The sequence below is a fragment of the Pseudoalteromonas luteoviolacea genome (assembly GCF_001750165.1).
GTDB lineage: Bacteria > Pseudomonadota > Gammaproteobacteria > Enterobacterales > Alteromonadaceae > Pseudoalteromonas > Pseudoalteromonas luteoviolacea_G.
The window spans coordinates 58,943-80,354 of record NZ_CP015411.1; the positions used below are offsets into that span (position 1 = coordinate 58,943).

At 42.8% G+C, this 21,412-nt stretch carries 19 protein-coding genes; 8 read left to right on the forward strand and 11 right to left on the reverse strand.

Annotation, left to right across the window (positions count from 1 at the left end; all coding sequences use genetic code 11):
- Nucleotides 1-287 precede the first annotated feature (287 nt).
- On the reverse strand, nucleotides 288-1,685 hold the full coding sequence (locus S4054249_RS00245; protein ID WP_046354312.1) for a DEAD/DEAH box helicase: 1,398 nt from the start codon (nucleotides 1,683-1,685) through the stop codon (nucleotides 288-290).
- Between the two features lie 223 nt (nucleotides 1,686-1,908).
- On the opposite strand from S4054249_RS00245, the gene S4054249_RS00250 reads away from it, so the two are divergent.
- Nucleotides 1,909-3,522, forward strand: coding sequence for a CHASE domain-containing protein (locus S4054249_RS00250; protein ID WP_069949040.1), 1,614 nt, complete (start codon nucleotides 1,909-1,911; stop codon nucleotides 3,520-3,522).
- Here S4054249_RS00250 and S4054249_RS00255 read toward each other — a convergent pair.
- The 3 genes from S4054249_RS00255 to S4054249_RS00265 form a co-directional block, all read right to left on the reverse strand.
- A complete protein-coding gene (locus tag S4054249_RS00255) occupies nucleotides 3,485-4,354 on the reverse strand; it encodes a DUF417 family protein (RefSeq protein WP_046354310.1) in 870 nt (289 codons plus the stop codon). The genes S4054249_RS00250 and S4054249_RS00255 overlap by 38 nt on opposite strands.
- Before the next feature lie 229 nt (nucleotides 4,355-4,583).
- On the reverse strand, nucleotides 4,584-5,351 hold the full coding sequence (locus S4054249_RS00260; protein ID WP_046354309.1) for a substrate-binding periplasmic protein: 768 nt from the start codon (nucleotides 5,349-5,351) through the stop codon (nucleotides 4,584-4,586).
- Between the two features lie 11 nt (nucleotides 5,352-5,362).
- Nucleotides 5,363-6,898 carry a hybrid sensor histidine kinase/response regulator gene (locus S4054249_RS00265; protein ID WP_046354308.1) on the reverse strand — a complete coding sequence of 512 codons (1,536 nt, stop codon included), beginning with the start codon at nucleotides 6,896-6,898 and terminating at the stop codon, nucleotides 5,363-5,365.
- Between the two features lie 453 nt (nucleotides 6,899-7,351).
- Here S4054249_RS00265 and S4054249_RS26435 point away from each other — a divergent pair, with 453 nt between their 5' ends.
- Nucleotides 7,352-7,522: a hypothetical protein gene (locus S4054249_RS26435; RefSeq protein WP_155401336.1), complete on the forward strand. Its 171-nt coding sequence runs from the start codon at nucleotides 7,352-7,354 to the stop codon at nucleotides 7,520-7,522.
- A 5-nt stretch (nucleotides 7,523-7,527) separates the two neighbouring features.
- Here the strand turns inward: S4054249_RS26435 and S4054249_RS00275 are convergent, their stop codons facing one another.
- The gene (locus S4054249_RS00275) at nucleotides 7,528-8,025 is read right to left on the reverse strand and encodes a TlpA family protein disulfide reductase (protein ID WP_046354306.1); all 498 of its coding nucleotides are present in this window, start codon (nucleotides 8,023-8,025) and stop codon (nucleotides 7,528-7,530) included.
- On the reverse strand, nucleotides 8,015-10,135 hold the full coding sequence (locus S4054249_RS00280; protein ID WP_230851771.1) for a TonB-dependent receptor plug domain-containing protein: 2,121 nt from the start codon (nucleotides 10,133-10,135) through the stop codon (nucleotides 8,015-8,017). The genes S4054249_RS00275 and S4054249_RS00280 overlap by 11 nt, the downstream gene beginning before the upstream one ends.
- A 220-nt stretch (nucleotides 10,136-10,355) precedes the next feature.
- Here S4054249_RS00280 and S4054249_RS00285 point away from each other — a divergent pair, with 220 nt between their 5' ends.
- The 5 genes from S4054249_RS00285 to S4054249_RS00305 all read left to right on the forward strand — a co-directional run bounded on the left by S4054249_RS00285 (nucleotide 10,356) and on the right by S4054249_RS00305 (nucleotide 15,329).
- Nucleotides 10,356-11,999 carry a methyl-accepting chemotaxis protein gene (locus S4054249_RS00285; RefSeq protein WP_046354305.1) on the forward strand — a complete coding sequence of 548 codons (1,644 nt, stop codon included), beginning with the start codon at nucleotides 10,356-10,358 and terminating at the stop codon, nucleotides 11,997-11,999.
- Nucleotides 12,000-12,085: 86 nt separating this feature from the next.
- On the forward strand, nucleotides 12,086-12,502 hold the full coding sequence (locus S4054249_RS00290; protein ID WP_046354304.1) for a BLUF domain-containing protein: 417 nt from the start codon (nucleotides 12,086-12,088) through the stop codon (nucleotides 12,500-12,502).
- Nucleotides 12,503-12,543: 41 nt separating this feature from the next.
- Nucleotides 12,544-14,235: a methyl-accepting chemotaxis protein gene (locus S4054249_RS00295; protein ID WP_230851772.1), complete on the forward strand. Its 1,692-nt coding sequence runs from the start codon at nucleotides 12,544-12,546 to the stop codon at nucleotides 14,233-14,235.
- A gap of 84 nt (nucleotides 14,236-14,319) precedes the next feature.
- The gene (gene lspA / locus S4054249_RS00300; RefSeq protein WP_046354303.1) at nucleotides 14,320-14,811 is read left to right on the forward strand and encodes a signal peptidase II; all 492 of its coding nucleotides are present in this window, start codon (nucleotides 14,320-14,322) and stop codon (nucleotides 14,809-14,811) included.
- A gap of 98 nt (nucleotides 14,812-14,909) precedes the next feature.
- The gene (locus tag S4054249_RS00305; RefSeq protein ID WP_052960835.1) at nucleotides 14,910-15,329 is read left to right on the forward strand and encodes a carboxymuconolactone decarboxylase family protein; all 420 of its coding nucleotides are present in this window, start codon (nucleotides 14,910-14,912) and stop codon (nucleotides 15,327-15,329) included.
- Here the strand turns inward: S4054249_RS00305 and S4054249_RS00310 are convergent.
- The 3 genes from S4054249_RS00310 to S4054249_RS00320 all read right to left on the reverse strand — a co-directional run bounded on the left by S4054249_RS00310 (nucleotide 15,319) and on the right by S4054249_RS00320 (nucleotide 16,920).
- On the reverse strand, nucleotides 15,319-15,780 hold the full coding sequence (locus S4054249_RS00310; protein ID WP_080928265.1) for a DUF1842 domain-containing protein: 462 nt from the start codon (nucleotides 15,778-15,780) through the stop codon (nucleotides 15,319-15,321). The two genes, S4054249_RS00305 and S4054249_RS00310, sit on opposite strands and share 11 nt — an antisense overlap.
- 133 nt (nucleotides 15,781-15,913) lie before the next feature.
- Nucleotides 15,914-16,471 carry a PepSY-associated TM helix domain-containing protein gene (locus tag S4054249_RS00315; RefSeq protein ID WP_046354301.1) on the reverse strand — a complete coding sequence of 186 codons (558 nt, stop codon included), beginning with the start codon at nucleotides 16,469-16,471 and terminating at the stop codon, nucleotides 15,914-15,916.
- A gap of 8 nt (nucleotides 16,472-16,479) precedes the next feature.
- Entirely contained in the window at nucleotides 16,480-16,920 is a 441-nt protein-coding gene (locus tag S4054249_RS00320) for a DUF4920 domain-containing protein (RefSeq protein ID WP_052960834.1), read from the reverse strand.
- Between the two features lie 216 nt (nucleotides 16,921-17,136).
- Here S4054249_RS00320 and S4054249_RS00325 point away from each other — a divergent pair, with 216 nt between their 5' ends.
- Entirely contained in the window at nucleotides 17,137-19,377 is a 2,241-nt protein-coding gene (locus S4054249_RS00325) for a TonB-dependent receptor domain-containing protein (RefSeq protein ID WP_046354300.1), read from the forward strand.
- 42 nt (nucleotides 19,378-19,419) lie between these two features.
- Here S4054249_RS00325 and S4054249_RS00330 read toward each other — a convergent pair whose 3' ends face one another.
- Entirely contained in the window at nucleotides 19,420-19,809 is a 390-nt protein-coding gene (locus tag S4054249_RS00330) for a YbaN family protein (protein WP_046354299.1), read from the reverse strand.
- Nucleotides 19,810-20,019: 210 nt separating this feature from the next.
- Entirely contained in the window at nucleotides 20,020-21,261 is a 1,242-nt protein-coding gene (locus S4054249_RS00335; protein ID WP_046354298.1) for a hypothetical protein, read from the reverse strand.
- Nucleotides 21,262-21,412: the final 151 nt, after the last annotated feature.

Genomic DNA, 21,412 nt, shown 5'->3' on the forward strand with positions numbered 1-21,412 from the left:
TGGGTCGTTGTCATATGACCGCAAGGAGCGCGGTACTGGCTTTTATTCTTTTTCCAGCAATAAGCCCTGTTGTGGCAATGCATTTATGCCAAACTTTCTTAAGTTCTGATCCCCCCCTCATGTTTGATGGATGATGAGCATCATTAATATCACGTAGGCACAAACAATAATTGAGGACGCAGAGTCCTGGTTTTTTCATTGTTGTTGCTAAGGCAGACAGCTTATCGTGTTGTATGCTAGCTCCTGATGAAAACGCTGAGCATTCACTCAGCGTATATAGATAGGCATTATTGATTGGTTTTATTTTTTGGGCGGTTTCTTTGTGTTGAGGTGCGCTTACTCTCTTTAGAGATGGCGTTATTTTGGTGACCCTGCTTTTTATTTTGTTGTGGCTTTCTATTCCTCGTTTGGCTCTTGTTTGCCGTTGACACAGGTTTTTTAGAAGTATTAGCCGTTTTCCCGGATTCCTCTGGAGCAGGTTTTTTCTTTTTTGGCTTTTTCGGTTTTTTCGGTTTCAATGGACGTGTATCGAGTTCCTTCTCTGGAACTGGGTTTTGTGCGATAAAACCAGGTTCTTCTGCTCGAGGGATCAATGCACCGATAAAGCGCTCGATACCATAGAGGTCATCGGCATCTGCTGCGGTTACAAATGATACGGCTATGCCTTCGCTTCCTGCTCGGCCAGTTCGTCCAATACGATGAACATAATCTTCATAGGTATTGGGCAGATCATAATTTACAACATAGGGCAGCTCACTAATATCAAGGCCGCGAGCCACGATGTCAGTTGCAACTAACACATTTATTTCGCCATTTTTGAAGCCATTAAGCGCTTTAACTCTCGCCCCTTGAGATTTATTGCCATGTATTGCTGCTGCACTGATATGGTTTTTCTCTAAATAAGTAACCAGTCGATTTGCCCCATGTTTGGTTCGACAAAAAACCAGTACTTGTTGCCATTTTTTATTTAAAATTAAATGACTAAGCAGCTTATTTTTTTGTGGTTTATCCAGTGCATATGCACTTTGAATGACTGATTTAGCTGCGGTATTTTCGGCGGCAACAGAAATCTCGACAGGTGCTGAAAACAACGTTTTTGCCAGTGCTCTAATTGGATCTGAGAAAGTCGCAGAAAAAAGTAGGTTTTGGCGTTTATGTGGCAATAGGCTAATTATTTTCTTTAGGTCATGAATAAAGCCCATGTCGAGCATACGGTCGGCTTCATCTAAAACTAAAGCGCTGAGCTCATTAAATTTAACGGCATTTTGCTGATATAAATCGAGTAAACGACCTGGTGTGGCGATTAAGATATCGACCCCTTTTCTCAGGCGCATCATTTGTGGGTTTATTTTCACTCCACCATATACAACTGTGCTACGAAGACGGGTACCTTTGCTGTATGTTTCGACGCTTTCAGATATTTGTATCGCCAGTTCCCGTGTAGGCGCTAAGACTAAAACTCGAGCTTGATTGGCGTGAGGTTGTTGGGTGGTTAGTAGCTGTTCGATGAGCGGCAAGGTAAACGCCGCTGTTTTACCTGTACCTGTTTGCGCCGCCGCCATCACATCCTCGCCAGCAAGTACTGCGGGGATCGCTTGCTGTTGTATTGGTGTAGGTGATTGATAACCTTTAGATTGGAGTGTATCTAACAGTACTTGAGATAGCCCAAGTTGGGAAAAATTCATGCAAGTTCTCTTCTGTTTGGCCAAAATACAGCTCGGCCTTTGCTTTAATCTTATGGTGAGCGATAGTGGTACCGCAAGTTAGCGATAATAGCAGAGATGCGAGTATCTGCCGAATGAATTGTGCTTACGCTTAGCGACGTGTCATGATAAATCTTTATTTTAAATGTAGCGATTTTAACTGGCTTATCTATACTTTGTTGAGTCAGGGATGCGGGGCGCAAATATGGATTTAACTCATCGTCATTATGCTAAGTTGCTACAGGGGCTGGTGGTCATATTTGGGTTTGGTTTTACTTTGGTATCGGCATACGTGCTGCACTTTGATCAGCAACGTTTAATATCGCAAGAGTTTAGAAGTGAATATGTATTGCGTGTTGATTCATTCAAACAAAGTGTATTGAGCCGTTTGGCAACATTGCATAGTTTAGCCATATTATTTGAAACACAGCCATCAGCAAACAAACCACTTTTTAGAAAAGTGTCCGCAAAGTTACTCACCACGCATGTAGGGATCCAAGCTTTAGAGTGGGCGCCAAGAGTATTCCACTCAGACAGAGCGCAATTCGAGCAACAAGGCCTTAGAAATTATACGCACTTTTCTATCACAGAGCGTCAGCCCTCTGGGGTGATGAAAAGAGCTGCTGAACGAAAAGAGTACTACCCTGTCCAGTTTGTAGAACCAATATATGGCAATGAAATTGCACTTGGCTTTGACCTTCTGTCCGACACTCGTCGGCAATCAATCATTCAGGCATCAAGAGACTTAGCTTTACCATTAGCCACTTCGAGCATTAAACTTGTTCAAGACCCAAAAGAGCAAAATGCATTTTTAGCTATGCGCCCAGTGTATCAAGATCAGCCAGTGACTGTGCTGGAAAAAAGAGAGCATATTCTTGGTTTTGTGGTCGGTGTATTTAAAGTGCAAGCGCTTATCATGCTATCAAAGTTGGGGAAAAATGAAGGAGATATTGAATTTTTAATTGAAGATATGACTGATCCTTCGACCGTGCATGTATTACATCGCCATGGCAATATGACTTCGTCATTTTCGCCGCAATCGATTTGGGTTGAGGTTTGGGGTAGAGATTGGCGGATCAGTGCGGTACCGACAGCGCAGTTTATTCAAAGTCGCACTTCTTCGATGCCTTTGATTGTATTAATCATTGGCGTTTTGTCTACAATACTCACCTTGCTTTATGTTCGCTTACTTTATCGTAAACAGGTTGCCATCGCACAAGCCGTAAGAGCAAAAACACATGAATTGGATAAAGCCAATGAGCGCTTACTGGTTTTAACTCAAGTAGATGGGTTAACTCAGGTTTCAAATCGTCGCTATTTTGATTTGCAGTTGCAAAAGGAGTGGCGCCGTGCTGTGCGCATTGCTAGCCCTATCAGTTTGTTAGTCGTGGATATAGATTATTTTAAAGAGTATAACGATCGATATGGGCATGTTATGGGGGATGAGTGCCTTCATCGTGTAGCACAAGCATTAAACGATTTAGCAAAACGCTCTTGCGACGTGTTTGCGCGTATCGGGGGGGAGGAGTTTGTATTTATTCTGCCGGATACAGAGCATATAGATTTGTTTTGTGAACATTGTCTTTCAACTGTTCAGGAATTGAGAATTCATCATGAAGGTTCACAAGTATCTAAGTTTGTGTCAGTGAGTGTCGGGGGAGCTGTGATGCGTCCAGAAACACATGAAAGTGAAGAGATATTGCTGAATCATGCGGACAGAGCAATGTATGCGGCCAAAGAAGCTGGCCGCAACTGTGCACATGTCATAGATTTGGTAAAAGTTAAACAGCCGCAGGTACCGACGAGTGTGGCTGATTAGGATTAGATTGCTGGTTATGCATAAGCCAAGTGATTATTAATAAGTTACAGATAAACCAAATATCTTTAATAATAAACTGCCCTGTTCCCGTCAATAGTGTGGTTGCGCTGAGCGCGTCTGGTGTTGTAAATAAAAAAGTTTGCGTGACGATAAATACGGCACCACACCCAAAAACAGCTGCTCTGAGTAAAAGTAAACTTTGATGCGCAATTGCGAATGCTAAAAGGCCAGCAAAGAATAAGTCGTATATGCCAATTAAATTTGACGCCATTTGCAGAGACAGTAGGTCATACATCCATGACATCAGAGGTGAGTGAATTAACAGCATTTCGATGCCCTTGGCTTCAAACTCGAAGAATTTCATACTGCCTATCCATATCAATACCAGCGCAACAGGGAAAAAATTGAGCCATTGATGCTGATATGCCGTGAATTTATCACGCAAAAATAGATACATCACAATGGGCAACAACGCAAAGTACTTAATGATGCCTTGCCCAGAACCGATCACCGGAAAGCCACCTAACGAATTTATCCAGCGAGCCTCTCCCAATAAAGTGATTAAAAAGAGCGTTGCAAAGGTGCTAACACCGATTAGAGCCGCTTTTTTTGATGTTGGTTGCTGATAAACCAATAACGCGCTAATAATGACAATTACCCCGCCGAGTAGTTGAGCTGCAAGCATTTGTGATATGGCGGTATCAAGGGCATAAAACTGCAGTATTGTGTGTACATATCGATCATTGCCACCCAGCATCATGGATAACCCGAAAACAAAAAGGCTAAATGCCAATAATCCGGTCACCAAATTTATCAGTATTTTATGTTGCATTTGAATTTCCAATAAAAATAATTACCTCTATAGACCGCACAGCTTAACTATATATTTCAAATCACATGATATTGCTTCATGAATTTGATTGTTAATTATGCCTTTTTTCTTAAAAAGTTATTTTTTATCTGTGGGTTACTGTGTACTGTGCGCATTGTGAGGCTGAATTTTAGGTACCTTTGGTTGTAATCTAGCGAAGGGGAGTTGTGGCTGCCGTCGTATACATATGCTAGCGACTCTGACTTTTGGACAAGATAGCTTGATATTCACCACTGTGCATGATCTTTTGCATGCCATCATTAAAGACCTTGAGTAGCGCGATTGAGTCCTCTTTGTTTTTTGGAAATAACAGATGTAGCGTGCCGGTCATTAAAGGTGTCGTATGGTAGCTGAGTTGATGTTTTTCCTGCGGATACTTTTGGTCTAATAGGTACCTAGCAGGAAGTAAGCCCATCGGAAAGAGATCAATTCTGCCTTTGATGAGCATAGATAAGTTTTGTTCATCTCGGGTCATGACGTTGATATCTAGTGAGCCTGTTTTCGCCAATTGCCAAAACTCTTGAGTATAACTATAACCTCGCGTCGCACCTATGCGGTATTTATCTAATTCTTGTAAGGTACGCCAAGGTGGCACAGGGTTACTTTTATTGTAAAAAAACACCGCTGTTTCCTCATATAATGCGGTACTACAAAAATAGTCTTGTTGCCTTTTCTCTGTGCAAAACCAAAAAGCGGACGCGTCATAGTTTATTTTTTCAGACTCTTTAAAGCTGCGTGCCCAAGGCATGAAGACAAACTTTATCTGAATATCTTTTTCTGCAAATGCTTTACGTATGATCTGTGGTACAAGCCCTTGTTCAATCAAGTTTTTACCCGAGTAAGGTGGGTATTCACCAATGGTAATTGTCAGGGTTTGTGCTCGAGCTGAGTGACTGCCTAAAAAGTAGGTCAGGGTTGAGATCACAAGGGCAAATAGTAAATACTTAAGTGGCTGCATAGGCGAAAAAGTTATGTCTCAGTATTAGTGGATGAGAGTGCTTCGATCAACTCTTGTTGAGTAAATGGCTTGGTTAGGTACCCATCCGCCCCAAGTTCAAGGCATTTTTGCTGGGTTGCTTCATAAGCATCGGCTGAGAGCATAATGATGCGGGTAGACTCAGACATTGACATGGTAGTGAGCAAGGCCAGCACCTCATAGCCATTCATTTTAGGCATGTTGATATCTAGCAGGATCAAATCAAATGGAGGTGAGCTATTAATCACTTGCAGTGCTTCATAGCCGTCAGATGCTTGTTCTATTGTGCTGCAAAAGGTATTGAGCATTTTATTGGTGATCACCAAATTCAGTGCATTATCATCCACCACTAAAACGCGATCGATTGTGGGGATGTTCAGCTTTGGCGCTACAGATTCAGGCTCTTCACTTTGCGGCTTTATTTTATCTGCAGGCATAGAAATAGAAACTTGTGTCCCGACCCCAAGCTCTGATTCGAACTTAAGTTGGTAGTCGAGTAATTCACACAGTTGTGAAACGACTTCTAGCCCTAATCCGCTGCCGCTGACCATGCCTTCGTAAGAGTTATCTTCTTGCGTATAAGCTTGAAAAATCGCGTCGACATCTTTAATACCTACCCCGGTATCGATGACAGAGAGGGTGCATGTTTGGTTTTGCAATAGTGCTTTAACGGTCACTGACCCTGTTTTTGTATATTTGATGGCATTACTGACTAAGTTACTAAGCACTTGTGTCAGCCGTACTTTATCGGTTTTCACATAGACGTGTTTAATATTGTGAGTATCGACATTGAGGTCGAGCTCTTTTTCTGTGGCTGCAGCATCATACAGCTCGTGGATGTGGCTGAACACATTATCTAAAGCAACTTTTTCGATGCTGGTGGAGAGCTTTTCAGCATCGAGTTTTGCTAGAGTGAGAATGTCGTTGAGCAATGATTGTAGCTGCTCGCCACAGCTCAGTATTGTACTGATATCTTGTGCTATTTTTTCATTGCCAACCGCATTTTTTAGGGTACCTGCAATGCCGAGGATACCGAATAGTGGGGTGCGGATTTCATGAGACATCCGAGCAAAAAATTGCTCTCTGGCCTCGAGGGCTTCTATGGCACGCCGCTCACTTTCTTTGAATTCAGTGATATCAATATGTGAGCCTATCATTCTCTCAGGATGGCCATCATCATTTCTTAGGATCAGTCCTTTGCAACGTATCCAGATTGTTTTGCCAGTTGCATGGGTATAGCGTACAACTTGGTCATATGGGTGGCTTGGATCAGCTTTATGCTTTTCGAAGTTATCAAGGGCTAGCTTAAGGTCGTCTTGGTTGATGATCTTATGCCACTCGCTGACTTCGTGTTTTTTATTATTTGGATCATAACCCAGTGTTTGCCATAACTTTGGACTCATCCATTCTTGATCTGGGTTCTCAAGGTCCCAATACCATAGTCCATCTAAAGATGATTCAATCACAAAGTCGAATATCTCAGGATGTTCTTTTAGCTTCGCGTACAGTTCCTGTTCCAGTCTGTGCACAAAGTGTCCTCCAAAATTAGGCTGGTAGCAGTCTTAAGTATAGTCATTACAAATATGAGTGCAGGTTTTCTGTACAGCATAGAGGTCAACTTAGTTGAATTTTGCATGGACACTGTCTATTGCAAAGTTAATTATGCAAAATTGACATATAAGTTTAATTTTTCTCTTGTACAGTTTCTATAATTAAAGTATGCTGACCAACTTGCTTATGAAACTCGAAAAAATAAGCAGTAATATGTCTTACCTTGATCCAGTCAGTCATAGTTTTAAAGTTAGCGCCTTAATGCGTCTGTCTTGAAATTATCAATTGTACGACCATGTCATTACATGGTTATAAATGTTGCCACTGTGTGTGGGCACTATTCAGCAGACCTTAATAAGGCATCATGTAAATAAATCTCTTTGTGCTTTGTGCACGTAGAGATATTAAATATTAAAAATGAGCGTTTTATTATGTCTTACTTATACCAAGGACAGCAGGTGGCGATCACGTTACCGGTCCAATCAATTTCTATGCATAAATGTCGTATGGCAGTAAAGCATCAATCAGGCCTAAGTTATATCGACTTTGCCAACACTGCCGATGCAAAAGGCTTTTTAAACTGGCTGGGTAAAGCGAACTAACCCAGCTACGCCTCACAGTGCGCTTTTGTCATCAACCCATTCAAAGCACTTCGTAAAGCATGTTCCGGCATAAAGCCAATATGATAAGTTACTAATGCTCCCTCACTATCTAATATAAACAGCTGCGGTGCGCTTTTTACGGTCAATGACTGCGCCAACTTATTGGGCAAGGTGGTGATGGGGAAGTGACTTTGATAGCGATTCATCGCTCTTTTTAGAGTATGTCTGCCGCCTCCTGTTGCCATCATCATTACGGCCAGATCTTGGCAAGGGTTCGGTTGTTGTTCCGCGAGGCGTGTAAGTAGTTTGTGTTGTTTTTTACACCAGCTGCAATCCGGTTGTACGAGCATGACTATGAGTACTTGACCTCGGTAGGCGGATAAGTCGCTTGGCGCATTTGCTGTGATAGGTGTGAGCTTTAATTGGTAGAAAGGGCTTATTGCCGCAGCGCCAAAAGGCGCTGCAAGTAAAAACCAAAGTATTGAGGCTGGTTTAAAAGTCATAGTCAAAGCCAAGGTATGCTTGTCTGCCTCTTAGAGGTGCATAAATATAGGTGACGTCATACCCGCCTTCGTTGTCAAACAACAATGGAGACTCTTCATCAGCCGCCTGATTATAATCTAGCGCATTGTTCATACCTGCATATAGCTTAATATCACTGGTCAGTTTATAGGTGACTTTAAAATCTAAGAGCCCATAACTAGAGACTTCGGTGGCTTTAGGTTGTTGTGCCTGCATATCATTGAAACCCTCATAGCCATAATCACTCAAGTCTCGGCTAGGTATAAATAGGTAATTCGCAGTGACTGTCCATTCCGCTTGCACAAATTCTAGATTGATACTGGCGCGCTTTTCAGTGGGCGCTATGCCCAAGGAGGACTTAAATTCATTATTGTATCTGTAAGTCTCAATACTGGCACCAAGCTGAAGTTGCTCTATTAGTTGATAGTTTAAGGCAAGATCCCAAGCCAACACATCAGCTTGTTCAGATAATTGGCCTAGTACAGGCGTACCAGTTTCGTTGTGATACAGCGTGGCAAGGTTGTCGATTTGCGTATAGGCCAGTGATAAAGTGGCATTGAGTTTGTCCGCACTGTGGTTAAGTGAATAGTTGTATCCGACAGAGCGTTCGACATCATGCACATCGACTAGGTAACCTTTTTCAGCATCTAATATCCCATGATCGCTCTCGAAAAAAGACAAGGGTGCACGGTAGCCTTGGCCTACAGAGAACCGTGATGTCCAGTTTTCGTGGTGAAACCAGCGCATGTCAAGGCGAGGAGACACCAAGGTTTCATCTATTTCGTTATCAGTTACTCGATTAGCGATAAAATCTGCGGTGATGCGATCGAAGCGTACTGCCAAGGCCAGTTCAAAATCAATGGATGGGGTATAGGTTTCCTGAATATACAAACCTGATACGGTGTAATCAAAGCTGTCAGACATATAGAGTAGATTGTCAGCCAGAGCTGCGCTGTGACTGCGCATTTGCTCATCACGATGGTCCACACCCAAGGTGATAAGGTGTTGGTCATTCAGTGCATAATAGAGTTTGGCACTGATAAATTGCATGTCATCTTGCGCAAAGTAATCAATGCTTTCATAGAAAGAATCTTGAATATGATCAACATTGGCATAACTGATATCGACAGTGAGCTTGTCATTCACACTGTGTAGCAGTGACACTAACCACTCTTCTCTTTGTGTATCGACCCACTCTGCCGTTTCCCAAGGATGACCGACATAACGACCATCGACTTGGTTATCAACGAACAAATGCTCAGCTTCTCCTCGACTTACACTGGCCAATGTCTCGGCTATTGAGCTGGTAGTATCGCCCAGTAGAGGGCCGCCAAATACTTCAGAGTTACTGCGGCCATAGCGCGCTTTGATAGTCGTATCGAGTGATAAATCATGGGTAAGAGTGATAGCAATGGATTGATTGTCTAACAGAGGTGATTCACTGACGCCATTGTGGTCGCCGTCAAATTGATCACGACTGTCTTGTTGCGCAATGGCACTGATACTGCTGTGTTCATCTTCACTGACGCCCATAGCGAGCATGGATATTTTTCTATATCCATGATTTCCCATCGCCATGTCTAGTTCAGCAGCATTTTTAGTTGGCTTTTGTGACACTAAATTGACAGTCCCGCCTATGGCTTCGGGCGCGGTCAAGGATGCTCCTGCACCGCGCGCAATTTCTATGGTGCCAATGCCAGATGTTGCAATGCTATCCATACCATAAAACCCAGATAACATGGTGTGCATGGGTACGCCGTCGATCAATACATTGGTGTGTTCCCCTTTCATTCCGTTGATCATGATGCGTTTCGCGCCACACATTGAGCATTCATTGGAGACGCGGATCCCAAGTGCTTTATCTATCGCTTCTGTTAAGTTGGCAGCCTGCATATTTTTTAATTGCTCGGCATCTATCAGCTCTGTTCTTGCGATACTGTCTTTTAAAATTCCACGCGCTTGCAGCCGAGATTGCACACCTTGCACTTCAATATGTTCAAGCGCTGTTTTATCTGAAGTTGAAGTAGTTGCGAATGCGCCCGCAGAGCTAAAAAGCAGACTAGTTACTAATGAAGGAGTTAGATAATTCACGATGTTTATTTGTATGATAATGATTATCATTAATATTAAGTGTTTATGTACCTCGAGTGCAAGTAATAATTTATTTTTTATCCTTGTAACCAGAAAGCGCCTGATAGGGTCTATTTCTCAGTAAAAACAAATAAAAGCTAATCTTTTACAGGGCTGAAATTGGCGCAGGACTAAATTAGGCCCTAAATTTACTAAGCGGAAGTGACAAAAAGGTGAATAAATGAACTTTTTAGCGGGATTAACGATACGACAGCGACTTTCTGTCGGGTACGGCGCTATTTTGTGTTTGATGATCATATTAACAGGGATAGGCATTAAAGACGTTAACTTTATAGATGACACCTTGGCTCAAATGACGGATGTCAATTCGGTGAAGCAACGATATGCGATTAACTTTAGAGGCAGTGTGCACGACACAGCGATTGCTATTCGGGATGTGGCGATCGCGCGTTCTGACAGTGAGCTGCGCCAGTTTGAAGGTGAGATTGCTGAATTAGAGCGCTTTTACATTGAAGCTGAAAACAGCATGGCACAAATGAAATCCAAAGGTGTGCCGTTTAATGATAATGAAAGACGTATTTTAAAAAGTATTGAAGACATTAAAGTCACCACACGGCCTTTGGTGGCAACGATTATTGAGAAAAAGCGGGCTGGCGAAAACGTTGATGAGGCGGTGCTTACACAAGCTCGACCTGCTTTTATGACCTGGCTGGCGCGGATCAATGAATTCATCGACTATCAAGAAGAAGCAAACCAAATTGCTACACCTGAGGCGCGAGCGGTCGCGGGTGGGTTTGGTCAGTTTATGGTAGGCGCAACCTTGCTGGCTATTGCGGTAAGCGTCTTTATAGGATTGATGATTGCGAAGAGCATTCGTGAAGCCCTTGGCGGGGAAGTGCGCCAAGCTGAAAAGGCTTTGTCAGCCATTTCACAAGGGGATCTCACGCAGAGTGTGTCCACTGATTATCCCAATAGCATGTTGTCCAAATTATTTGATATGAAATTACAGCTCACTGAAATTGTCTCCAAGATAGTGGGAGGATCGACTGATTTGGCTGAGCAAGCGAAGGTGGTGTCATCAGGCTCAGATGATATTTATGCAGCAGCACAGCAACAGGCTTCTTTAACACAGCAGACTGTGGTGCGATTGGATCACCTACGCAGCAGTATTGATCATGTCAGTGAACTAACAGCCAGAACCGAGGAGAACTCTGAGTCTACGGTTGAGTTTGCCGATAAAGGTCGCGATGCCATTGCCGCCAGCGCTGCAGAAATTGTACGTATTGCTGAGACAGTCAATGGCACAGTCGCACAGATTAAAAAGTTAGAGGCCAATACTGAGCAAATCGGTGGGATTGCCAATGTCATTAGTGGCATATCAGAGCAAACCAACTTACTGGCATTGAATGCGGCGATTGAAGCAGCTCGTGCAGGTGAGTCTGGGCGTGGCTTTGCCGTCGTAGCTGACGAGGTGAGGCAGCTTGCGAAGCGTACAGGCGAAGCGACAGCACAAATAGAAGCCATGATTGGCGAAATTCAAAAAGAGACTTCGGCTTCCGTAGAGGCTATGGAGCAAACTCAGCCTCAAGTAGAAAATGGTAAAGCGCTTATTCAAGAAGCAACAGAGCTACTGCAAAGCATTGATGCCCAAGCCAGCGACTCGTTGCAGCGGGTGAGAGAGGTCGTACAAGCCAGTGCAGATCAAGTGGGGGCAATTTCTGAGGTGTCTGAGGCGATGAATTCGATTGCTTCGATGTCAGATAACGCAATTGAAGTCACAGAAACCAATCGAGATGCGACGCAAAAGCTAGATGCATTGTCCGCAGGTATGCGCAGCGCAATTAGCTTTTTTAAAGTGCGTTAGCATCGACAGTATGATGTGCGTTGAACGGGGAAGGGCTGTTTTATTTATCGATCATATTTGCATAAAGGGTGGAGAAGCAAACGACAATGTTTCAACTGGTATATATCAGTAAGGCTAAAAATCGATTGGATGAGTCTGAACTGTTAAAAATGATGACGAGCTTTAGAGCTCGGAACACCATGAATGGGATCACGGGGCTTCTTTTATACGATGGTAAAGGTACGTTTATCCAACTGCTTGAAGGTGAAGTGCATGCTGTTCAGGATTTATATTCATGTATTTGCCAAGACCCCCGTCATGAAAGGATCAATAAGTTACATGAGCAAACGGTAGAAAAACGCATGTTTGCACAGTGGCAAATGGGGTTTAAGCGATTAGACACATGCGACATCGTGGAGCAAGAAGGGTTGTCGGAGTTTTTGAATCAAGCAGATGGTTTTGACTATTTAAAACAGAACCCAGAATTTTCTATTCAGCTTTTGCACTATTTTAGACAGTGTTGAGATAGCTGAAATTGCAATAACTAAACCAGAAGGTGTTGATTATGAATCAACTAAAGATTGCACACCGGATCTATTTAATGAGTGGTATTCAGCTGGTGATGCTACTGTTAGTGAGTACCATCGCATTGGTGCAAATGGCCAAAATAGGCTATGAGTTGATTGATATTGCGGAAGAGGATATTCCACTCAATAATTTTCTTACCCAAATCACAGAGCATCAATTGGAACAGGCTATCTTACTTGAACGGATGCTGCTGTATAAATCACTGTCTGATAGTGGCCACGTTGATTACGATACTAAAGTGCGTCAGCTTGAGCAAAAACTCATTACATCTGTGGATAAAGTGGGTAAAGAAATTAAAGACACTCGAGCTTTCGCGACAGAAGCTATTACTCTGGCGCATTCTCAAGAAGCGGCGAAAAAGTTCAAGCAGGTGCAGCAAGAGCTGGATGTGATAAGCAAGCATTATGCACAGGCACGCCTTGATATTAATACGCTTTTGGGGCAGTTATCACAAAAACCACTCATTGAGTTGATGTCGCAAGTGAAGCTCATTGAACAGGAGGAGGATCAATTAAAAGGCGAATTAATTGCCCTCCTTGCTGATGTTCAAGCGTTCACACAAAAAGCAACGCGCCAAGCTGAGCATGATGAAATTTTAGCAATCAAGCTTATCTCCGTGACTGCGATAGTGGCTGTGGTGATTGCTATCATCGTAGCACTGTTTATTGGTCGTTCTATCACGCAGCCTATCGAAAAATTGATTGTCAGGCTCAAATCGATCGCCAGTGGTGATGGTGATTTAACCGTGATGTTGGATGAATCTGCAAAGGATGAAACGGGTACAATGGCTAAAGAGTTCAATAAATTTGTCTCTGGGCTGCGTGCTACCATTCAAAGCACTAATGACGTGGTAAAAAGTTTAGGCAGCTCTTCAGAATTGGCTATGAATGTGATGCGTCAAACAGAGCAAAGTGTAACAGAGCAGAAGAATCAAACGGAGATGGTGGCTTCGGCTGTGTATGAAATGACCACGACTACCCAAGATATGTCAAAAAGCACGGCGCACGCGGCTGAGGCCACAGCAAAGGTGCGCGAAAAAGTGAACTCAGGAAAAAGCATCGCAACGCAAACCAATCAAATTATAGAAAACTTAGTCTCAGAGCTTAACCTCGCATCGGATGAAATTGGCGAACTGGTGGAAGAGACCAACAATATCAGCTCAGTACTGGAAGCGATTCAAAGTATCTCTGAGCAAACGAATTTGTTGGCACTGAATGCCGCCATTGAAGCGGCAAGGGCAGGTGAAAGTGGACGAGGGTTTGCAGTAGTTGCTGATGAAGTACGCACGCTTGCCACGCGCACTCAGTCATCGACAGCAGACATTCAAGACTTGTTAGATCGCTTAAAAACTGAAGCAAACAAAGTGGTGAGCAGTATGGAAAAAGGCAAAGCAAGTGCCTATAACTGCTATGAAAAAAGTGAGAAAACGCAACAAATGCTCGATGAAGCGTCTGAATCGATAGAGCAAATTAACGACTTAAATGCACAAATCGCCACCGCAACCGAAGAGCAGTCAATGGTTGCTGTAGATATTGATAAAAATATAAATAATATTAATGATCTAGCGAAGGAGACTGCGCAAGGAGCGAGTGAAACCGCAGATGCAAATCATAATATTGCCAAACGTATTATTGATTTACACACCAACTTTAATCGTTTTGTGACCTAGTTGGTTAGGATATTTTATCGAGTTGTCATTTTATGTTCACTAACTGCTTTTTATAGTGAGAATTCGCAGCGCGGGAGCAAGACAATGAATGACAACAAGACGGGGCATATTTTATTGGTATGCCTTATTTGCTTGATACTAGATCAGGGCACAAAATGGTGGGCAAGCGATAGTTTAGTGGCATGGCAAATGACCAGCTATTTAGGGGATATAGTGCGTATAGGGTATACCGAAAACCTAGGCGTGTTTTTATCTTTGGGTGCAGAGTTATCACCTATTCAGCGGTTGGTATTATTTGTTGGGGTCATTGGTTTTTTATTGTTGGCTTTGCTGGGCTATATGATTAAAAGTCACGATTTATCAAAACTCCAGCTTACCTCCCTTACTTTGATATTTGCTGGTGGCTTGGGGAACTTACTCGATCGTATTTTTAATCAAGGCGCAGTGATTGATTTTATTAACCTTGGGATCGGTACTGTGCGTACTGGGGTATTTAATGTTGCTGATATCGTTATTTTGCTAGGGGCTATCATGATCATTGCGTGTACGCCTTTTCAGTCGGCACAGCATAAATAAGGTATGTATAACTATGGGTGTGAGTATGTCGTAAATATCCAATTTTACTGTGTTTAATAGGCGTAAACTCCTGCATATCAAATAAACAGGAGCAATTTATGGTATCTCAAAACGAACTTTTTACACATTATCCATTTATACCATCTGCATTGGCGACCTTGGGTGAGTCTGGTGAGTTGCTTATCCCTGACGCCACCGTGCATTTAATTCGCCTTTATGTATCGCAAATCAATGGCTGCCAGTATTGCCAACGAATGCATGCAGAGGCTTTGAAAAATAGCGTTGCAGACGAAGTGTTTGAGCAAATGAATGCAGCGCTGACTGGATCAGAGCTGTCTTTACTTACCCCTTTTGATCAGGCTGCCTTACAGCTAACCACCGCCGTCACTAAGTCTTTGCCGTTTGAAATGGAGGCGAAGTCGCAACGACCATTAAATAAAGCACAGCAATTAGCTGTGATAGGCTTGGCGTTACAGATTAATAACTGGAACCGTATTGCCATCGGGTTTAATTTTTAACTTGCAAGGCAAGCTGTGATAGCTCGGAAATACGGTTGTTGTGTGTTTGTGTTACGTTCAACTGTTTTGTATGTTCCCAAGTACCCTCGCAAAGATCTCGATAATACAACTCTGCGTACCCTGTGTGCCAATGTGGATTGAGCAGTAGATCCAGTTTCAAGTAGTGATAGGCTGCGTTTTGGTGGTGTGAACTTGCGTGAGCGTGCTGACCTAATAGGTTGACGGCAATATGTTTGGTCCCAGAGATGTATCGGTAATGAAATTCACCATTAAGATGAAACATAAGTGCACTATCGCTGTACTGAGAGAAAAACATTTTTGCGCGTCCTGATAGAGTTTTGTCAGGTGTATAAACCAGCAGTGACACTTCGCATTGGGGCTTATGCGTTTCGAGGCCAATTAAGTAATTAATGAGAAATAATCCGTTGATACCACATTGTGTCATTTGCATACCTGTGTTTACCGAGCGAAAGTTCAAGCACACTACTGTAGATTTTGCAGTAGTGTGCTTTCAATTTAGTCACTCTATGCCAGCTTGCCATTACAGTGCATTACAGATATGAATTTTGTATGTGATTACTTACTTAGTGTGAGTAAAATATAATAAAAGCTGCTGGTGCAGCAAAGCCAGCCAAGACCAACAGTCCTCTTGGGCCTAAAACGCCGCGCTTTCCTTTGACCATGAACAACGCAGACACGGCTAAATAAATGAGTAATATGGCATAAAAATCAGAAAACCACATCCATGCTGCACGGGCTTCATTGAGATGGAGAAAGTTAAGTTGTCGCAGTAAAAACCGTGGTTCCACTTGCTCAACTAACACTTCATTTTGTTCGGGATATAAGTAGAGCGTTGTATCCTCCTCTAAAAACAACTTGTAAGTTGTTTGGTCCTGCCAGAAGCGCGCTTTTACTTTATCTTCTAACTGCAGTGTCGCTAGCAGTGTTGCCTCAAAGTGGTCGGTTTCTATATCTAATCCAGAGAGCGTTATTGTATGGCTGGTGCGGGTAACCTGATAATTAGAATTAAACTGATGAATATGGTTGAGCGCAATGCCTGAAATAGCAAACACCAAGGTCATGCCAATACAAAAATAGCCGATGTCTCTATGCAGGCTGCGATTGAGTTTAAACCAAGACATGGTGTTATTTAGTCTTTAATGGTCACAGCGACTGGCGCAAAAAGATGCAATACTTGTGCGGTATCTACAGGCTCTAACTTTTGTGCTTTACGTCGTTGATTAGTTTGTTCCAGAGTGAGGGGATGTATTTTTAACGTGCCAGTAGCAAATGCGGTTTTTCCCTGCGCAGTCATGGGAAAAACCATATCGCCATCACGCACTTTGACGCGTAAAGTCTGAAACTTTTTGTCACTGGCCAATTGCATCCAACAACCGCGTTTTTGGCATACACGTGTCACAGTTCCCTTAATCGTCACAGGTTCAGTCGTGTATTTTTGTGCGTTATTTAAGAGTGTTGATATGGGGAGCAACTTGCTCATATCAGCACCACCATTGTACGTTTTAGCAATTGTTGTTTGGCTCAACACCAACGCGCCGATCATCAATATGGGAGTCACAATTGTTTTCATATCTTTTCCTTAGTGTGAATGTATTCGTTAGAACAATACGTTACGACAAAATTGACGGCGTTGGAATATTGCTCACGCTATTTTCCTAGGTAAATAGTACCGATTTATTTATAACTTTTAGTTATTTGGTTATTGCTTTAAGCGCTTAGTTTAATTATTCTACCCGCGCATTTCAAATGCGATTCATTATTATTATCATTTAAGGTGTATAAGGACATGAAATTTACACGCTCGGCGCTTTCTTTGGGTTTATTGTGTGCGTTAGGCACTGCGGAGGTGTTTGCGAACGCCGTGAAGCCCAGCAATATTGAAGATGTAATAGAAGTCCACGGACATAAATTGTCAGTGATTAACAAAGATGCAGCAGGATCTGTGACGGTTTTGGATAGTGAGGCCATGGCCCGTCGTCAACAAGCAGAGTTGACGCAAATACTACGTGAGATCCCAGGGGTTGAATTAACAGGTAGTGCGGCACCTTTGGCGGCACAGCCCAGTATCCGTGGCCTTTATGGTGAACGGATCCATATCTCTGTGGATAATGTTAAGCGAAAAATGGAATCTGATGGTGGTAGTAACCTTACTTCGATCAATAGTTTAGGCGTTGACCCAAGTCAATTAAAGCAAGTTCAAGTATTACGTGGTGCTGACTCGCTAACGGTGGGCTCGGGCGCGGTTGGGGGAAGTATTCGTTTAACGACCAAAGATGCCAGTGATTATTTAAACGGTGACTATGGGTTTGGCTCTCATGTCACTGCAACGCATCAAAGCAATGGCGATAGCACGCAATTAACGGGTTCCTTGTTTGCACTATCTGAAGATATGGATACGGTATTACACCTCAGTACCGTTCGGTATTCTGATATTGATGTCGTAGGGAGCACAGGGCTAGACAGTGAGGAGCAGCCAATCGCGGATGCTGCAAAGCTAGATAAAATAAAAAATGATTCAGAGCGACAAAATATCGCATTAAAAAACACTTGGTTTATCGACAAAGTTCATAGCATACAAAGTAAGATTGACTGGTCTAAAACGCGCTCCAATGATCAGCCCTATAACTTAAGTGCACGTTTGGGCTTGATGTATCCGACACTGTCAAAAAATTTCAGTAATGATTATTTAGAGATTGCATCTACTTATGTGTATCAGCCAGATAACCCTTATATCGATTTTGATGCGCAATTGGTGTATTCAGATAAGTCTTATGATGACTATACCCTAGGCTATATCGTTCGTCGCGGGCAACAAATCGATTTTTCCGGAAGTAAATTTGGTAATACCAAACGCTATGGTGTCCGATTGGCTAACTTGTTTGACTTAAGTGTATCATTTGACCATCAGATTGCCGTTGAATTGAACTATGATTTTGAACAGTTTGATCAGTCTGAGTTTGATGAAAATCAGGTCAGAACATCTGAATACGGTGAAAGTGATGCCCACAATATTTCTTTATCGGTGATCGACCAAGTATCTTTGGTAGATGACGATATATTGATAACAGCGGGTCTGCGTTATGATGGCTATAAGCGCAGTAGTGATGTGTATACCCAATATGATGACCATGATGATGATGCGCTATCGAGTGAGCTGGGAGTGACACTTAAAGTCACTGACTACTTTAACTTGTATATTAAATACGCTGAAGCATTTCGTGCCCCCAGTGTTCAAGAGCTGTATAAAAAGCGTGAATGGCGTTGCCATATTGGTGGCAAGTTTTGCTACAACGAACCTCAACCTGATCTAAAACCAGAGGAGTCTGAAAACCTAGAAGGCGGATTTGGCATCTTTCTAGATGAGATGAGCTGGGGAGATAAGTTTGAGCTCAAGGCCCTTTATTTCGATAACAATATCAAAAACTTTATCGATAATGTACCATTTATGTATTACCTGGATACGCAAGGGGTAAAGCAGCCCGGTGCACCTGGACCTGAGCCTGCCAATGGTATACCTGTTGCAACCCATCGGGACTATAGTGCCAAAAACATCGGTAAATTAGTGAGCCGTGGATGGGAAGTCGAAATGCATTATGAATTGGGTAAATTAAGCGGTTATCTTGGATACTCAGCCATTGATATGGATGCTTATGGCGTGCCTAATTTCTTTTTAGGGACAATTGAAACCAATAAACAGCCCTACTCTGAAGCCCCTGCGGATAAGCTCAATTTAAATCTACAGTACTCAGTGTTGGAGAATGTTGATATTGGTGTACAGATGCTGGCGTACCGTGCTCAAACTCGCTTAACAGAAGACTATCTTGAGCGAGGTTATGGTACTGGATCATACCAAGTTTATAATTTGACAACCAAATATCAGGGCTCTGGCAGTTTATCTGATTTAGTGGTACGTGTAGGCATTGATAATGTCACCGATGAGCGTTATGTGAGAGCGCCAGCTGGTGAAGCGAGCGATCCGAGTGAATTGGGTAGAAACTATAAATTGACGCTTAGTTATACTTTTTAGATGAATGGCAGGCTTACTTTAGGTGAGCCTGATCAGATTGCGTTAGTTTGTGCTCGCGGGAGGGTGAGAGGGGCGAGTGACTACATAAGCCAGTACTGCAATTTCAATCACCGCGACCAATACCAGTACGTACCAAGGTGCTGCAGTGAAGCACAAAATAATATATCCAATTAACATGCCTAGTCCTGCGCCCCATTTCCCTTTAGGTGGTACCACTTGATATTCTCGCCAAGCAACCAGTGAAGGGCCAAATTTGGGGTGGGTAAGCAGCCAGTGTTCAAACTTAGGCGAAGAGCGAGAGAAGCATGCCAATGCCAAAATGAAAAAAATAGTGGTGGGCATCACGGGGAGCGCCATACCAATAAAACCAAGACCAACAAAAATAATCCCAGCAGCATGAAGCCAGAAACAGCGATTAAAAAGCTTTTTCATAATGAGCTGTTTCTCCTTTTTGCCAGTGTCGCTTAATTAGCGACTACGCAAGTGTGATTGGTAATGATATGTGAGTGCACAGACGGTATTTTAACAGCAGATGCTTTTCCATTATAGACGAAAAATACAGTAAATTATGCAAAATAAGGGGAGAGTTAATGTGGAAAGACCATGAAAATAGTGTGTATTTTCATGGCCTTTGATGTGAAATTAGAAGTAGTAACCGATGTTGATATTAAAGCGTCGCTCTACATCATCACTTTGCCCTGATAGTGTGCCTCCAACAAACGGTTGGTTCTTTGCGTGCACTAAATCAATGTATGAAAAGATAGGGCCGGCTGTGACTGCCACGCCAGTGACGTTCATCCACGAATTAGCAGAATCATCCGATTTGTTATAGATGGTGCCAAAATCATTGTACAGTTGCAGGTGCGTGATTGGGCCGTAGTTTACCGATAAGTTATAAGCAACATTCGCACTGGTTGATGTTGCTTGTGCTGGCATAGTGTCGTAAGTGGCATTGGCTGCGATGGCGATACGCTGACTGGCATCGATTTGATAATCGTATTGGCTGTGCTGGAATTGCAGGTTCCAGTTACCAATATTACTGTTGATATGGAACGCCCATGCGTGATAATCCCCTGCGCTGTAGTTGCCATCATGCAGACCACCAGATAATGCAGATACGCCAATCGCGGTAGAGCCTGAATGATGATCTACGTGATACGCATAACGCGCAACAAACGTATTGTGCTCTCCAAGTTTAGAGATGGGTTCATCGTAAATACCTTCGTCATCGGCGCGAATACCAACGATGTCGATAGAATATCGGTCTTTGCGGTCTTCAACATAGCCATCGATGCCACCGAGCTCATCATTTTTGAAAAAGCCTAGGTCTAGCTGCCAGTTATCAGCCACTTTTCTGCGCATCACCAAGCCCATGTCATAATCGTCTTCCAGCCCAAGGTAATAATTTGGACTCATGAAAAAGCTATGTGAGTTATATGGGTCATTACCAAAAGGCACTTGCGTTAAACCTAACTGTGCTTGCCATTGTGATGTGATGTCGTAATCAAGGTAGGCGTATTTAACCGCAGTCATATAATCAAAAAAGCGGATCTCGGCATTTAGGCCAATATCAGCAATTTCACCAGAGAAGTTAAAGCGAAATACGTCAAAATCTAAGTCTCCACCTCGGTTTTTAGTGTCTTCATCGTATGAGTTTGTGGAGTAGTTTACACGTATCGCACCACCGACTTTAATACCTGACTCTGCGTTGTCTTCCTCAACATTTCCAGTGGTTTGTTTAGCTTCTAATTGTTGAATTTTTTGCTCTAATTTTTCGAGCTGTTGTTTCAACTCGCTAAGCTCATTATCGGCTGAAAAAACGTGTGGCGTAGTCGCTAAAAGTGCGGCACTTAAGGCTAATGCCTGTCGAGTACTTCTTGACATTGATTAGAATATCCAAGGGGTGAAAATTAACAAAGGCGCAAGACTAACGCACAATATTTATGTGTGCAAATTAGGGAAAATTGCAATTTTTTATGGTTTGTAATTGGTTTGTATCGCTGTGGTGAAAAGGAATGAGTTTTGTCAGAAGAGT